This is a genomic window from Providencia rustigianii (assembly GCF_900637755.1).
Lineage (GTDB): Bacteria > Pseudomonadota > Gammaproteobacteria > Enterobacterales > Enterobacteriaceae > Providencia > Providencia rustigianii.
Window position 1 is genome coordinate 1336657 of sequence record NZ_LR134396.1, and the last position, 15019, is coordinate 1351675.

At 41.0% G+C, this 15019-nt stretch carries 12 protein-coding genes; 11 read left to right on the top strand and 1 reads right to left on the bottom strand.

The features are described from left to right. The first annotated feature begins 320 nt into the window (after nt 1-320). From EL244_RS06005 to kdsB, 3 genes are all read left to right on the top strand, one after another. The gene (locus tag EL244_RS06005; protein ID WP_006813577.1) at nt 321-536 is read left to right on the top strand and encodes a cold-shock protein; all 216 of its coding nucleotides are present in this window, start codon (nt 321-323) and stop codon (nt 534-536) included. Between the two features lie 145 nt (nt 537-681). Beyond that, a complete protein-coding gene (locus EL244_RS06010; RefSeq protein WP_006813576.1) occupies nt 682-861 on the top strand; it encodes a Trm112 family protein in 180 nt (59 codons plus the stop codon). A gap of 4 nt (nt 862-865) precedes the next feature. Then, nucleotides 866-1612, top strand: a complete 747-nt coding sequence (kdsB, locus tag EL244_RS06015) for a 3-deoxy-manno-octulosonate cytidylyltransferase (RefSeq protein WP_006813575.1) — start codon at nt 866-868, stop codon at nt 1610-1612. 62 nt (nt 1613-1674) lie between these two features. Here the strand turns inward: kdsB and elyC are convergent, their stop codons facing one another. Next, nucleotides 1675-2481 carry an envelope biogenesis factor ElyC gene (elyC, locus tag EL244_RS06020; RefSeq protein WP_126459483.1) on the bottom strand — a complete coding sequence of 269 codons (807 nt, stop codon included), beginning with the start codon at nt 2479-2481 and terminating at the stop codon, nt 1675-1677. Between the two features lie 292 nt (nt 2482-2773). Between elyC and cmoM the strand changes: the two genes are divergently transcribed. The 8 genes from cmoM to EL244_RS06060 all read left to right on the top strand — a co-directional run bounded on the left by cmoM (nt 2774) and on the right by EL244_RS06060 (nt 14558). Then, nucleotides 2774-3562: a tRNA uridine 5-oxyacetic acid(34) methyltransferase CmoM gene (gene cmoM / locus EL244_RS06025; protein WP_126459486.1), complete on the top strand. Its 789-nt coding sequence runs from the start codon at nt 2774-2776 to the stop codon at nt 3560-3562. Beyond that, on the top strand, nt 3559-4884 hold the full coding sequence (gene mukF, locus EL244_RS06030) for a chromosome partition protein MukF (RefSeq protein WP_006813572.1): 1326 nt from the start codon (nt 3559-3561) through the stop codon (nt 4882-4884). The genes cmoM and mukF overlap by 4 nt, the downstream gene beginning before the upstream one ends. Then, nucleotides 4865-5593, top strand: coding sequence for a chromosome partition protein MukE (gene mukE, locus EL244_RS06035; protein ID WP_006813571.1), 729 nt, complete (start codon nt 4865-4867; stop codon nt 5591-5593). The genes mukF and mukE overlap by 20 nt, the downstream gene beginning before the upstream one ends. Next, nucleotides 5590-10029 (top strand): chromosome partition protein MukB, encoded by a 4440-nt coding sequence (mukB, locus tag EL244_RS06040; RefSeq protein ID WP_126459489.1) that lies wholly within the window; start codon nt 5590-5592, stop codon nt 10027-10029. The genes mukE and mukB overlap by 4 nt, the downstream gene beginning before the upstream one ends. A gap of 181 nt (nt 10030-10210) precedes the next feature. Further along, the gene (gene aphA, locus EL244_RS06045; protein ID WP_006813569.1) at nt 10211-10924 is read left to right on the top strand and encodes an acid phosphatase AphA; all 714 of its coding nucleotides are present in this window, start codon (nt 10211-10213) and stop codon (nt 10922-10924) included. Nucleotides 10925-11278: 354 nt separating this feature from the next. Further along, nucleotides 11279-13006: a L,D-transpeptidase gene (gene ldtD, locus EL244_RS06050; RefSeq protein ID WP_126459492.1), complete on the top strand. Its 1728-nt coding sequence runs from the start codon at nt 11279-11281 to the stop codon at nt 13004-13006. 316 nt (nt 13007-13322) lie between these two features. Then, nucleotides 13323-13871: a peptidoglycan L,D-endopeptidase MepK gene (gene mepK / locus EL244_RS06055; RefSeq protein ID WP_006813567.1), complete on the top strand. Its 549-nt coding sequence runs from the start codon at nt 13323-13325 to the stop codon at nt 13869-13871. A 39-nt stretch (nt 13872-13910) separates the two neighbouring features. Next, a complete protein-coding gene (locus EL244_RS06060) occupies nt 13911-14558 on the top strand; it encodes an MBL fold metallo-hydrolase (RefSeq protein WP_126459495.1) in 648 nt (215 codons plus the stop codon). Nucleotides 14559-15019 lie beyond the last annotated feature (461 nt).

Here is a 15019-nt window from a genome sequence, read left to right on the forward strand (position 1 = left end):
CATTAATAAATGGATTATTACTAACTGTACTTTTACGACCCGTTCTTGAGTTAGTCACTTATCCTCGCAATACCTACTTATACTACTATTGTATTGTCATCATAATGTCAAAATAGACTGTTAAGTTTACGGTTGTTGTGTGGTGTCTAAAATCCATACTTGGGTCGTTATATAATATGCATAATTATTTCATGCATAGATTGGTTAAGTTAATTACTCTTAATTGTGTTAATAGATCGGCAATATTAAATGGGGTAACAAGTAGAGAGTAATGATACAAATATAAAAATATTGTTCTCGGAACGAGAAGGAGTTTCAACATGAATTTTCAATTACATATGGGTCGAGTTAAATGGTTTGACGCAAAAGAAGGTTACGGTTTTATTTCACCATGCAATGGTGGCGATGATATTTTCGTGACAACTAAATCACTTGCGAACAAAAAAATCAAATCACTATCCGAAGGCCAAAACGTCGAGTTCTCTGTTACTCGTAATTCAGATGGTATAACGGCAAGAGACGTTATTACTTTCTAATTAAATAATTAACAGAACTATTTCTCCTGCACCTTATCCTCTCATCTTCCGCAGGAGATCTTAATAGTGCAAGATTAGAGTTAACGGTGATATCTGCATGTGATATCCTGACGCCAAGTGAGTTTAAATCCATTTGGGAGAAAGCATGGATCACCGTTTACTTGAAATCGTTGCCTGTCCTGCATGCCATGGCAAGCTAAGTTACAACAAAGAAAATCTCGAACTAATCTGCAAATTTGATCATCTCGCCTACCCAATTCGCGATGGGATCCCTGTCTTATTAGAGAATGAAGCTCGTAAAATCGCTCTAGACGAAGGACAGTAATAACATGTTTACCGTCATAATTCCTGCTCGTTACTCTTCAACACGCCTACCCGGTAAACCTCTAGCGGATATTCATGGTAAACCGATGGTTGTGCGAGTGATGGAGCAAGCGATTAAATCAGGAGCAAGTCGAGTGATCATTGCGACAGACCATCCTGATGTTGCTAAAGCTGTCATTAAAGCGGGTGGTGAAGCTTGTATGACGAATCCCGATCACCAATCTGGAACTGAGCGACTAGCGGAAGTTATCGATACCTATGGTTTTGCTGACGATGAAATTATTGTTAACGTCCAAGGTGATGAGCCATTGATTCCGCCAGAAATAATTCGCCAAGTTGCACAAAATCTTCAAGGTAGCAAAGCCAATATGGGTACACTTGCGGTACCAATTCATGACGCCAAAGAAGCTTTTAACCCGAATGCGGTGAAAGTTGTGATGGATAAAGACGGCTATGCCCTGTATTTTTCTCGCGCAACTATTCCTTGGAATAGAGACCAATTTGCCGTGAGTAAAGAGACCATTGGCGATACTTTCTTACGTCATATTGGTATTTATGCATATCGTGCAGGTTTTATTCGTCGCTATATTGGGTGGGAAGCTAGCCCATTAGAAAAAATAGAGATGTTAGAACAGTTGCGAGTACTGTGGTATGGAGAAAAAATCCATGTTGCAGTTGCTGAAAAAGCGCCAGGTGCGGGAGTTGATACCCCTGAGGACTTAGAAATAGTCAGGCAGCAATTTCAGGCATAATATTCTGCTTCAGTAAAATTAAAATAAAGGTGTAACTCAATGAGCTACACCTTTTTTGCTTTTTATTCAGCGGTATCCTCATCAAGAGGTTGAATATTGTCGGGTTTGATATGCCACCAAATTGAACCGAGTAATTCGTACCATGCGCGTTCACTGTGACTAAAATAGAAAGCAGAAGGAATATAACGTTCCCAGGGATTGATCTCACTAGTGATGACCAATTGGTTGGCGGGAGCTGGGTAAGGTTGCATTCCTCGGCTAGTAAACATTTTTAATGCCCTAGGCAAGTGGTTTGCTGACGTTACCAATAAGAATGGCTGTTTACCAATAATTTTTTCCACCTCAAAAGCTTCTTCTTGGGTATCTTTTGGCTCGGTCAATGGAAGGGTATCTTGTGCTGGGACCCCCAATGATTGTGCAACCATAGCGGCGACTTCTGCACTACTTTTTGAGCTACTGGCTTTCCCACCAGTAAAGATCAACTTACTTCCTGGATGCTGTAAATATAAACGAACACCTTCAGTAACGCGTGGCAGGCTATTACTGAGTAAGTTAGAGCTTGGGCTCCAATCAGGATTATAAGTAAAACCGCCCCCGAGAACGACAATGTATTTAACATCAGAGGGTGGGTTATCGGTGATTAGCTCATAACGTTTATCATACTGACTTTCAACGGGGGCAAGTAATCGGTCAGAAATAGGTTGCAGGCCGAGTAACGCAATCATCAATAAGCTGGCGGTGACCAAGGTTTTTCCACTTTTTTGCCAACGGGTAAGCCACAGTAAAATTAATCCAATTATCCCGATGATTAAAAGTAACGGCAATGGCATCAAGAGGGAGCCAATATATTTTTTGAGTAGAAATAGCATAAAAGTACCCGTATCAAAGGTATTGAAAGTCGTTTGGTAAAATGTAGTCGCATCAGTAATAAAATGCTATGCAAAATAAAGTACTATGCAAAAACAGGGCGATTATCTGTTATAATCGCCGCCTTGATCATCTGATTTTCTTCGGAATAAACATTATTCATTTTGTGGACCAATTCCCAGTTTGAACTATTTTCATCGTGATCATGATGAGAAGGAATTGATTTTTGATAATGTAGGATGATTAATCGGCTGATGAGATGTAGATAACAAATTATAGGTAATTGGATGGCCCATGGCAGACCGCAACTTTGATGATATTGTCGATAAATTTGCAAAAAATATTTATGGAACGACAAAAGGGAAAATCCGTGAAGCGGTGGTTTGGCAAGATATTAGCCAGTTACTTGAAACTCATTTTCACGGGCAACGCTTACGTATATTAGATGCGGGTGGTGGTGAAGGGCATTTTTCTCGAAAACTTGCTGCAATGGGCCATCAAGTTATTCTTTGCGATTTATCCGAAGAAATGCTGGAACGGGCATCGGTACTTGCTGATGAGCAAGGAATTAGCGAGAATATCAGCTTCATTCATTGTGCCGTACAAGATATTGCTCAACATCTCGATAAACCCGTCGATTTTGTACTTTTTCACGCGGTTCTTGAATGGATTAGCGATCAAAAATATGCATTAGAGCAACTGGCAGATATAATCAGACCAGAGGGCATATTTTCTGTCATGTTCTATAATGCAAATGGCTTGGTGATGCGCAATGCAATTTTAGGTAATTTCCATCTTGCAACTCCCCATATTCAACGTCGCCGCAAACGCTCGTTGTCGCCACAAAACCCACTTTTCCCTGTGCAGGTTGATGAGTGGCTAATCGGCTGTGGTATGGACATTTTAGGCAAAAGTGGTGTTCGAGTGTTTCATGACTATTTGCAAAGTAGACAATTACAACAAAAAGATTTTCCAGCGTTATTAGCGCTAGAACAACAATATTGTCGTGAAGAACCCTATATCAGCATGGGACGATATATTCATGTCATGGCACGCAAACAAACACAAAAGGACGATTTATGAGTGATTTTTCCCAGACCGTCCCTGAACTCGTGTCTTGGGCACGAAAAAATGATTTTGCGATTTCCCTACCTGCAGAACGCTTAGCTTTTTTGCTAGCGGTTGCTGTTCTTAACAGTGAGCGGGTCAATGGTGAAATGAGTGAAGGGGAGCTGGTGGATGCATTTCGTGAAGTCTGTAAAGGTTTCGAGCAGACCACAGAATCACTGGCTGTCAGAGCGAATAACGCCATCAATGACATGGTTCGCCAGAAAATATTCAACCGTTTTGCCAGCGACATTGTTGAAGGCAATGCGATTTATCGACTAACTCCCCTTGGTATCGGGATCAGCGATTATTATATTCGTCAGCGTGAATTTTCAACCTTAAGACTGTCTATGCAGCTATCAATTGTGGCGGGAGAGCTACAACGAGCAGCAGAATCAGCAGAAGAAGGTGGCGATGAATTCTATTGGCATCGCCATGTTTTCGCACCATTGAAATATTCAGTGGCTGAAATTTTTGACAGTATTGACCTTTCACAGCGCATCATGGATGAGCAGCAAAACAGTGTCAAAGAAGATATTGCATCCCTATTGAATCAAGATTGGCAGGCAGCTATTGCGAACTGTGAACAGTTATTGTCAGAAACATCTGGTACGTTAAGAGAGCTACAAGATACCTTGGAAGCAGCAGGAGACAAGTTACAAGCTAACTTGCTGCGTATCCAAGAGGCGAATATGAATGCGCCACAATTCTCTGAAATGGTTGATAGATTAATCTTTGATTTACAAAATAAATTAGACCGTATCGTGAGCTGGGGACAGCAATCTATAGATTTATGGATTGGTTATGACCGCCACGTACATAAATTTATCCGTACCGCAATTGATATGGATAAAAACCGTATATTTTCTCAACGCTTACGTCAGTCAGTGCAGCAGTATCTCGATAGCCCTTGGGCACTCACCTATACCAATGCGGATCGGTTATTTGATATGCGTGATGAAGAGCTGTCTCTGCATGATGAAGAGGTGATGGGGGAACTTCCACCTGATCTGGAGTTTGAAGAGTTTAGCGAACTCAATGACCAACTGGCGGCGTTAATTGAAGCGCAACTCGCGTTCTATAAAACCGACAAAAAACCGTTGGATATTGGCAACGTATTACAGAGTTACTTGAAGCAATACCCGTATAAACGTCACTTCGATGTTGCGCGTATTATTATCGATCAAGCTGTAAAATTAGGTATCGCAGAGGCTGATCTGGCGGGATTACCGGCAGAATGGCGAGCTATTAATGAGCACGGAGCCAAGGTACAGGCACATGTCATCGACAAATATTGAACAATATATGCCAGTTAAGCTGGCTCAAGCACTAGCTAATCCTATTTTCCCCGAGCTAGATAGCCAATTGCGTTCGGGTCGTCACATTAGTATTGATGACCTTGATAATCACGCATATTTAATGGATTTTCAGGAAGCCTTAGAGCAATTTTATTCACGTTATAATGTTGAATTGATCCGTGCTCCAGAAGGTTTCTTCTACTTACGTCCGCGCTCAACCACACTGATTCCACGTTCTGTACTTTCTGAACTGGATATGATGGTGGGTAAAATTCTGTGCTACCTCTATCTCAGCCCTGAACGCTTAACCAACCAAGGTATTTTTACGTCACAAGAGCTTTTCGAAGAGCTCTTATCACTGGCGGATGAAAACAAATTATTGAAATTTGTGAATCAGCGTTCTACGGGTTCTGACCTTGATAAGCAAAAATTACAGGAAAAACTCAAAACGTCCTTAAACCGGTTACGCCGTTTGGGAATGGTCTATTTCCTACAAAATGATTCAGGTAAATTTATTATTAATGAATCTGTATTCCGTTTTGGTGCAGATGTGCGCAGTGGCGACAGTCCGCAGGAAGCGCAATTGCGCATGATCCGTGACGGTGAAGCGGTATCCCTTGAAGGAGAATTATCTCTGCGTGATAGCGATGATGAAGATACCGAAGAGAGTCAAGATCTGGCTGAAAGTGATGAGGATGAACAAGAATGATTGAACGCGGAAAATTTCGCTCATTGACGCTAGTGAATTGGAACGGTTTCTTTGCTCGAACCTTTGATCTTGATGAATTAGTGACCACGCTATCAGGCGGGAACGGTGCAGGAAAATCTACCACCATGGCGGCATTTATCACCGCGATGATCCCTGACTTAACCTTGTTGCACTTCCGTAATACCACTGAGGCTGGGGCAACATCAGGTTCTCGAGATAAAGGCTTACACGGAAAACTACGTCCGGGTGTCTGTTATGCAGTATTGGATGTTCTAAACTCTAAACATCAGCGAGTTATGGTTGGAGTTCGCTTACAGCAAGTTGCTGGGCGTGACAAAAAAGTCGATATCAAGCCATTTATGATCCAAGGGGTACCGTTAGCAACTGTTCCAACTGAGATTTTAACGGAAGTCTTTGAAGGGCGTCAGGCAAAAGTCATCCCACTGAATGACTTAAAAGATCGCTTAGAAAAACAAGAGGGAATCCTGTTTAAACAGTTTCACTCAATTACCGATTATCACTCTGTATTATTTGAACTGGGTGTATTGCCTAAACGCCTACGCTCTGCGGGAGATCGTAGTAAATATTATCGTCTCATTGAAGCGTCACTGTACGGCGGTATTTCGAGTGCGATAACTCGTTCATTACGTGACTATTTATTGCCTGAAAATAGCGGGGTCCGTAAGGCTTTCCAAGATATGGAAGCGGCATTACGTGAAAACCGTTTAACGCTGGAAGCCATTCGCGTTACCCAATCAGATCGTGATTTATTTAAGCACTTGATTCATGAAGCCACAGACTACGTTTCTGCTGACTATATGCGTCACTCTAATGAGCGTCGTATTCATTTAGATAGTGCATTGGCCGCCCGTAGTGAGCTGTATAGCAGCCGAAAACAGTTGCGTATTGAGCAAGTGCGTAGCGTTGAAATGGCACGGGAGCTGAATGAACAGACTGAAGCATCGACAGAGATCGAAGCAGATTATCAGGCAGCTAGCGACCATTTAAATCTGGTGCAGGCGGCATTACGCCAACAAGAAAAAATCGATCGTTATCAAGCCGATATTGAAGAACTCACATATCGTCTTGAAGAACAAAGTGAAGTGGTGGCTGAAGCCACTGAGAAGCAAGAAGAATTAGATGCCCGAGCTCAAGCGGCTGAAATCGAAGTGGACGAACTGAAAAACCAGTTAGCCGATTATCAGCAAGCCCTCGACGTTCAACAAACCCGAGCGATTCAATATCAGCAAGCTCTACATGCGTTAAATCGTGCTCGAGAATTGTGCCAGTTACCTGATTTAACAATTGAAAATGCAGATGAATGGCTAGAAACGTTTGAAGCCAAAGAGCAGCAAGCGACGGAAAGTTTATTAGCTTTAGAGCAAAAAATGAGCGTGGCTGATGCCGCTCATAGTCAATTCGAGCAAGCTTATCAGTTGGTAAAAACCATGGTAGGCGATGTCAGCCGTTCAGAGGCTTATCAGCAAGCACGCACATTGCTGCGTGATTGGTCTTCACAACAGCACTTAGCTGAGCGTGTTCAGCCATTACGCATGCAGCTTTCTGAACTACAACAGCGTTTAGATAGCCAAAAAAATGCTGAAAAAGTACTCAATGAATTCTGTAAGCGTCATGGACAAAGTTATGAGCCGGATGAATTAGACGGGCTGATGGCTGAGTTAGAAGCATTACAAGAAGAATTGAGTCTTGGCGTCAGTGAAAGTGGCGAAAGACGTATGGAAATGCGTCAAGAATTAGAGCAAATTCGCCAAAGAATCAGTCAGTTATCCGCTAAAGCACCAGCGTGGATTATGGCGCAAGAAGCGCTCACTCAGCTGAATGAACAATCGGGTGAAACCTTTGAAAATAGCACAGAAGTGACTGAGTATATGCAGCAGCTTCTGGAGCAAGAAAGGGAGATCACCGTTGAACGTGACGAAGTTTCTGCACAACGCCGCGAACTGGAAAAGCAAATTGAACGTTTAAGCCAGCCGAGTGGTGCGGAAGATAGCAGAATGCTGGCATTAGCTGAGCGTTTTAATGGAATGCTGCTATCTGAAATCTATGATGATATTACCATCGAAGATGCCGCCTATTTTTCGGCACTGTATGGTCCAGCTCGTCATGGTATCGTGGTGCAAGATCTTTCCGTGGTACGTAGCCAATTAGAAAGCTTACAAGATTGCCCTGATGACGTGTATTTTATCGAGGGGGATCCTCAATCCTTTGATGACAGCGTTTTTGATGCTCAAGAGTTTGAAAATGCGGTACTCGTTCGTTCATCAGAGCGTCAATGGCGTTATTCTCGCTACCCTGAGCTGCCATTATTTGGCCGTGCAGCACGTGAAAGTCATTTGGAATCATTAAGTGCAGAACGTGATGAGTTATCTGAACGTTATGCGACATTATCGTTTGATGTACAAAAAATTCAGCGTGCTCACCAAGCCTTTAGCCGCTTTATTGGTCAGCATATCTCTGTTGCGTTTGAAGCTGATCCTGAAGCAGAAATTCGCACATTAAATCAAAGACGTACTGAATTAGAGCGTGCATTAACTCAGTTTGAAGAACAAACTCAACAGCAACGTCAGCAATTTACCCAAGGTAAAGAGAGCTTATTGACGCTCAATCGCTTACTACCTCAAGTTAATTTACTGATGGATGAAACGCTGGCGGATAGGGTCGAAGAGATCCGCGAAGAGCTTTCTGAAGCCGAAGAGGCGGCTCATTTCCTCAATAAATACGGTAATAATCTGGCAAAATTAGAGCCAATAGTCACTGTGTTATTGAGCGACCCTGAGCAACATGACCAACTACGTAAAGATTACGAGTTAGCAAAACATACTCAGCAGCAAGCCAAACAGCAAGCCTTTGCTTTAGTTGAAGTCGTTCAGCGTCGAGCTCACTATAGTTACAGTGACTCTACGGGGATGGTGAATGAAAATGCTGATCTCAACGAAAAACTGCGTCAACGTTTAGAACATGCCGAAGCTGAACGTACACGTGCGCGTGAACAGTTGCGTCAACATCAAGCTCAAAGTACCCAATATCACCAAGTTTTTGCTTCTCTGCGTAGCTCATTTGAGACAAAACAAGAGATGCTTAAAGAGCTTGAAGCAGAAATGCAGGAAATTGGCGTCAAAGCTGATCCTGATGCACAAGAGCGAGCAAGTATTCGTCGTGATGAACTGCATCAATCGGTGATGGCGAACCGTACCCGAATTAACCAATTAGAAAAACAGCTGACATTATGTGAAGCTGAAATGGATAATTTACAAAAACGCCTACGTAAGTTAGAAAAAGATTATTACCTAATCCGCGAGCAAGTTGTTTCTGCTAAAGCGGGTTGGTGTGCTGTAATGCGATTAGTGAAAGATAACGGTGTTGAGCGTCGTTTACATCGTCGCGAGCTAGCGTATACGGACGGTGATAGCTTACGTTCTATGTCGGATAAAGCGCTCGGAGCATTACGTTTAGCGGTCGCTGATAATGAACATTTACGCGATGTACTGCGTTTATCTGAAGATCCAAAACATCCAGAGCGTAAAATTCAGTTCTTTATCGCGGTATATCAGCACCTGCGTGAACGTATTCGCCAAGATATTATTCGTACCGATGACCCAATTGATGCAATCGAACAGATGGAAATCGAGTTGGCACGCCTGACGGAAGAGCTAACTGCCCGTGAACAAAAACTGGCTATTAGCTCGAAGAGTGTTGCGAACATTATTCGTAAAACAATTCAGCGAGAACAAAACCGTATTCGGATGCTAAACCAAGGTCTGCAAGCGGTATCGTTTGGTCAGGTGAAGGGGGTTCGTCTGAATGTCAATATTCGCGAAAGCCATGCATTGCTGCTCAGTGTGCTATCGGAAGAAAGCGATATGCACCAAGACCTGTTCACCAGTCAGCGTTTAACCTTCTCTGAAGCGATGGCGAAATTGTATCAGCGTTTGAATCCTCAAATGGATATGGGGCAACGTTTGCCACAGACCATTGGTGAGGAGCTGTTAGATTATCGTAACTACTTAGAGTTAGATGTTGAAGTCAACCGGGGTTCAGATGGTTGGCTGAAAGCAGAAAGTGGCGCACTCTCTACGGGGGAAGCGATTGGTACGGGGATGTCCATCTTGGTGATGGTTGTTCAAAGCTGGGAAGAAGAATCCCGCCGATTACGTGCGAAAGATATTACGCCATGTCGTTTACTGTTCTTGGATGAAGCGGCTCGTTTAGATGCAAAATCTATTGCGACGTTATTCGAACTGTGTGACCGATTGGAAATGCAATTAATTATTGCAGCACCAGAAAATATCAGTCCAGAGAAAGGCACAACCTATAAATTGGTACGTAAGGTAACAGGTAATACGGAGCATGTTCACGTAGTGGGTTTAAAAGGTTTTGGTCAAGATGTGCCAGTAGCACAGGCTTTGCCTCAATAACGCCCTTTATACTTTAAATAATGAAAACCGACATGGGAAACTGTGTCGGTTTTTTGTTTTTTATCATCAATAGTTGATGACTTGCAATGAGATTCAAATCTCATTTTTATGTAATGAAAAACTCTATGATTACACTCCGTGAGTAGTTAATCACGAAAATACATTATTATAAGGATCAACTATGAAGAAAATAACACTGACATTAAGCGCAATTGCATTGGCGCTGAGCTTTACAGCAACTTCTCAAGCTAAGCTACCAATGCCAGAAACAGTCAGTACAGGGGTGACTGTTGCTGAATTAGCCGCGCAACAGCCAGTGCATTGGGTGTCTATTGAGCAAATTAAAAAAAGCTTAGAGGGTAAGGCACCTATGGCAGTCGGTTTTGATATTGATGATACGGTTTTATTCTCTAGCCCAGGTTTTTACAGAGGTAAAATTGAATTTTCACCAAATGATTTTAGCTATCTGAAAAATCCTCAGTTTTGGGAAAAAATGAATAACGAGTGGGATAAATTCAGCATGCCAAAACAAGTGGGTGTTGATTTAGTCAAGATGCACTTAGAGCGTGGCGATGCAGTTTATTTCATTACTGGTCGTACTCAGACTAAAACTGAAACCGTAACTAAATATGTGCAAGAAGGGTTACATATCCCTGCTGATAAAATGAATTCAGTTATTTTTGCAGGGGATGAGCCAGGTAAAAATAATAAAGTAAGCTGGATGCGTGATCATAAACTAACTATCTATTATGGTGATGCAGATGCGGACATTGCTGCAGCTAATGAGCTCAATATTCGCGGTATCCGAATTCTTCGAGCGGCTAACTCCTCTTATCAACCATTACCAAAAGCAGGTCGTTTTGGTGAGGAAGTTGTGATCAACTCAGAATATTAATATTTTGAATTTTTAATAGTTAAAGGTGCGTGTTCACCTTTAACTATTTCAATTTATCCATTAATCAATTTAATGGTCACTAATTCGTTAAATTTAACTTATTTAACATTATTTACTTTGTAAAATTCTCAATTATCGTGATTTAATGGGTTTATCATTACATAACTCACTGGAAATAAAAATAATTCTATTTCTCACCTCGGTTTGTGAATATTGCTGTAATGCAATCACTTTTCGTCTCGGATAAAGACAAAATTAGTCTATTCCTATAACATTCTCGCCAAAATTAAATATAATCAAATAGTCACTATAATAAAAAATAATGTTATTCCTGTAGTAACTTAAGGTGGATGTATGGCAAAGAGAAGAGTGAAAGCTCTGCAGGTCTCAGTAATATGTGGGCTGATGGCACTACAATTTCCTGCTTTTTCTGAACAAGAAAATGCGCAGCAAAGCAATGTTGAAATTCAACAACCTCAAGCAGTTATTGCAGATGAGGTAAAAACGGTAATGCCAAAAGACAGCTTGGCAAAAATCACTGAATCATTACCTGCTGATACCAAGTTGGTATTTCCTGAACAACTGGCCAAGGTGTATGCCGATAATCAGATGAAATTGCTGTGGCAAGATGAAACGGCAATTAGTCAATTCCAACAACAATTAGCAGAACTCGCTCTCGCGGGGTTTCAGCCGCAGTTTAGTGAATGGTTGCTGTTATTAGAAAATAGTCAATTGAGTGAGCTGGGGCGTGATGCAATTTTGTCTGACGCTATGCTGGGTTATTTACAGTATCTGGCGGCTATTGATACTAATGGTCAGTATTGGCTATATACCAGCCGCCCTTATAAGATCATTGCACCGACAACATCTCAAATGAAACCTTGGCTCGATGCAATATCTGAACATCGATTAGCTGAGTGGGTTAAAGCGCAAGCTCCGAAACATACAATGTATCAGCCAATGCGTAAAGAAATGCTGAAGCAGCTTACATTGCCTGAAGACACATTAGAAATCACGAGCACGAAAGCCTTAAAACCGGGACAGGCAAGTGATGATGTTATCATATTGCGTGAAATCTTAGTGCGTGATGGGCTACTTGATGCTTCCGTTATCGGTGAAGCCATTGATGCATCTGCACCACCAGAAGAAATAGCGAAAGTGACAGCTAATGCTCGTGTTTATAACGACGAGTTAGTAGAAGCAGTAAAAAAATTCCAGCTTCAATATGGTTTAGAAGCGGATGGTGTTGTAGGGCGTGGAACGCGGGTTTGGTTGAATATGCAGCCTAAACAAAAAGCGGGACTAATGGCATTAAATATTCAACGATTACGGATTGTTCCTGAAAGTAGTGGAACGGGTATTTTGGTTAATATTCCCGCTTATACGTTAGATTTTTATCTTAATAATGAAATCATTTTAGATTCTAAAGTGATTGTAGGTCGAGCTGATCGTAAAACGCCTATAATGAGCAGTGCACTGAATAATGTGGTGATTAACCCACCTTGGAGTGTCCCAACAAGTTTAGCGCGTAAAGATATCGCGCCAAAAGGTAAGGTCGATCCGAGTTATTTTAGTCGCAAGGGGTACACAGTTTATTCTGGATGGGGACAGGATGCCTATGAAGTGGATCCTTATTCCATAGATTGGGAAAATATGAGCCCTGCTAATTTCCCATACCGAATTAGACAAGCACCAGGGCCAACGAATTCTTTAGGGCGTTATAAATTTAATATGCCGAGTTCGGATGCTATCTATTTGCATGACACGCCTAACCACAGCTTGTTTAACAAGAATGCTAGAGCAATCAGTTCTGGATGTGTTCGTGTAAATAAAGCGAGCGAATTAGCCACTATTTTGTTAGGGGATGCAGGTTGGGCGCAAACGCGAATTGATGGTGCATTAAAAGACGGTTCAACACGTTATGTGAATATTCCTGACAGAATCCCAGTCTACCTCTATTACCAAACCGCATGGGTAGATAAGGATCAGCAGCCGCAATATCGTGCAGATATTTATCAATACGATGGTAGCATTGATAATGCGGATAAGTATCTTCCAGCAATCAAGACTATTTTACGTTAATGATTTACTTCGTCAGGGAACTTCGGTTCCCTGAACTCATAAAGATTGTATTTCACAAGTATTCCAAATAATTCTTATTAATTATATTTTTCAAATGAATAATTTGTGCTTTTATATATATGTAATCGAATTGTTGTATTATTCTCATTGAGATTGATTTAAGTGATTTCACTCACCTTTCTGCATAAATGTGATGAATTTTCCTTAATTTACGCAATTCTTTACATAATTATACGTTTAAGCCAAATATCATTTGCTAGACTGATCAGGTTGAAATGTATTTTTGTCGAATTAATTAACACCTGAGTTATCACCTATGGATATGATTGACCAAAACCGCAGAAAATGGTTGGGAATTGGTGCTGCTGCTATCGGCTTAAGCCTATTACCAAATCATGTACTTGCTGCAATGAGTACCCCACGACCAAGAATTTTACGTTTCCAGAATATTCATACTGGAGAATTTTTAAAGACTGAATTTTTTGATGGTCGCCGTTATAACAAATCGGAGCTGGCTCGCTTGAATCACCTTTTCCGTGATCATCGTAGCGATAAAGTAAAAACCATCGATCCTAAATTGTTTGACCAAATCTATATATTGCAGATGATGATGGGCATCAATAAACCTGTTCAATTGATTTCAGGTTATCGCTCATTAGAAACCAATAATGAACTTCGCCGTAAGAGTTCTGGTGTAGCAAAACAGAGTTACCATACTCGTGGTCAAGCGATGGATTTCCATATCGAAGGTTTACAACTCAGCAATGTACGTAAGGCTGCGCTAAAAATGAGTGCAGGCGGTGTCGGTTATTATCCGAAGAGCAATTTTATTCATATTGATACAGGACCCGTCAGAACATGGTAATCTGTGTATAGGTGACACAGATTACGGAGTAATTGTTCGATGAAATACACTATTATCCCAGTAACGCCGTTTATGCAAAACTGCCATATTATTTGGGATGAAAATTCAATGGAAGCAGTTATCGTTGATCCCGGCGGTGAAGCTGAAAAGCTCATTAACGCGATTGAATCCCTCGGTTTAACGTTAACTAAAATTCTACTTACCCATGGTCATTCTGACCATATTGGTGCCTCAGCACCTCTCGCGAAGCATTTCGGTGTGCCTATTTATGGTCCACAAAAAGAAGATGCTTTCTGGATTGAAAATCTTGCTCAGCAAAATGCGATGTTTAATATTGGAGACTGCCCAGGCTTTACGCCCGACCATTGGCTAGAAGAAGGGGATAGTGTTTCTTGTGGCAACATTAAATTTGATGTTCTCCATTGCCCTGGCCATACGCCTGGTCACATTGTCTTTGTGAACCATGGGGATAAATTGATCTCTATGGGGGATGTGCTCTTCAAAGGTGGGGTTGGTCGTAGTGATTTTCCGCGTGGAAACCATCAGGATTTAATTTCCTCCATCAAAAATAAACTATTGCCACTCGGCGACGAATATCAATTTATTCCGGGTCATGGTCCCATGTCTACATTAGGACATGAACGCATTAGTAATCCTTTCTTGCAGGATGAATTGCCAGTTTGGTGATTATCCCATCGATGTTGACATTTTATTTCAATTAAAACCCCAACTAGGGGTTTTTTTATAGTTATCAAAAACACTAATCAGAATTGACGTTAAAGTCTGTCTTAATTTTATACTAGTTATCTAGCTAATTTTTATACATTTGATATTTTAAAATGGTTTTAAATTTAATTGTAATAAAATCATGTAATGCATCATTATTTTCCTTTTAATAAGGATGTTTATGAAAAAAATCATCTCGCCGTAAAACTTATTCAGAAAGAATTTATTGATTATTCTAATGATTATAGAAATAAATGGATGAAATTTCTTTTAAAAAAACAATGTGAAAATTTTAAATAAAATGACAACAGTAAATGGTATAAATTATTAAAATTCAGGCGGTTATTGTTATGGGTTTTCTTATGCTTTTTTAGCCTACAGTACGATAGATAAAAATTAAAAATATCTTCATAAAATAAATG

Coding starts and splice junctions, on each gene's coding strand:
- EL244_RS06005 (WP_006813577.1), top strand. CDS start 321: ATGAATTTTCAATTACATATGGGTCGAGTTAAATGGTTTGACGCAAAA.
- EL244_RS06010 (WP_006813576.1), top strand. CDS start 682: ATGGATCACCGTTTACTTGAAATCGTTGCCTGTCCTGCATGCCATGGC.
- kdsB (WP_006813575.1), top strand. CDS start 866: ATGTTTACCGTCATAATTCCTGCTCGTTACTCTTCAACACGCCTACCC.
- elyC (WP_126459483.1), bottom strand. CDS start 2,481: ATGCTATTTCTACTCAAAAAATATATTGGCTCCCTCTTGATGCCATTG.
- cmoM (WP_126459486.1), top strand. CDS start 2,774: ATGGCAGACCGCAACTTTGATGATATTGTCGATAAATTTGCAAAAAAT.
- mukF (WP_006813572.1), top strand. CDS start 3,559: ATGAGTGATTTTTCCCAGACCGTCCCTGAACTCGTGTCTTGGGCACGA.
- mukE (WP_006813571.1), top strand. CDS start 4,865: ATGTCATCGACAAATATTGAACAATATATGCCAGTTAAGCTGGCTCAA.
- mukB (WP_126459489.1), top strand. CDS start 5,590: ATGATTGAACGCGGAAAATTTCGCTCATTGACGCTAGTGAATTGGAAC.
- aphA (WP_006813569.1), top strand. CDS start 10,211: ATGAAGAAAATAACACTGACATTAAGCGCAATTGCATTGGCGCTGAGC.
- ldtD (WP_126459492.1), top strand. CDS start 11,279: ATGGCAAAGAGAAGAGTGAAAGCTCTGCAGGTCTCAGTAATATGTGGG.
- mepK (WP_006813567.1), top strand. CDS start 13,323: ATGGATATGATTGACCAAAACCGCAGAAAATGGTTGGGAATTGGTGCT.
- EL244_RS06060 (WP_126459495.1), top strand. CDS start 13,911: ATGAAATACACTATTATCCCAGTAACGCCGTTTATGCAAAACTGCCAT.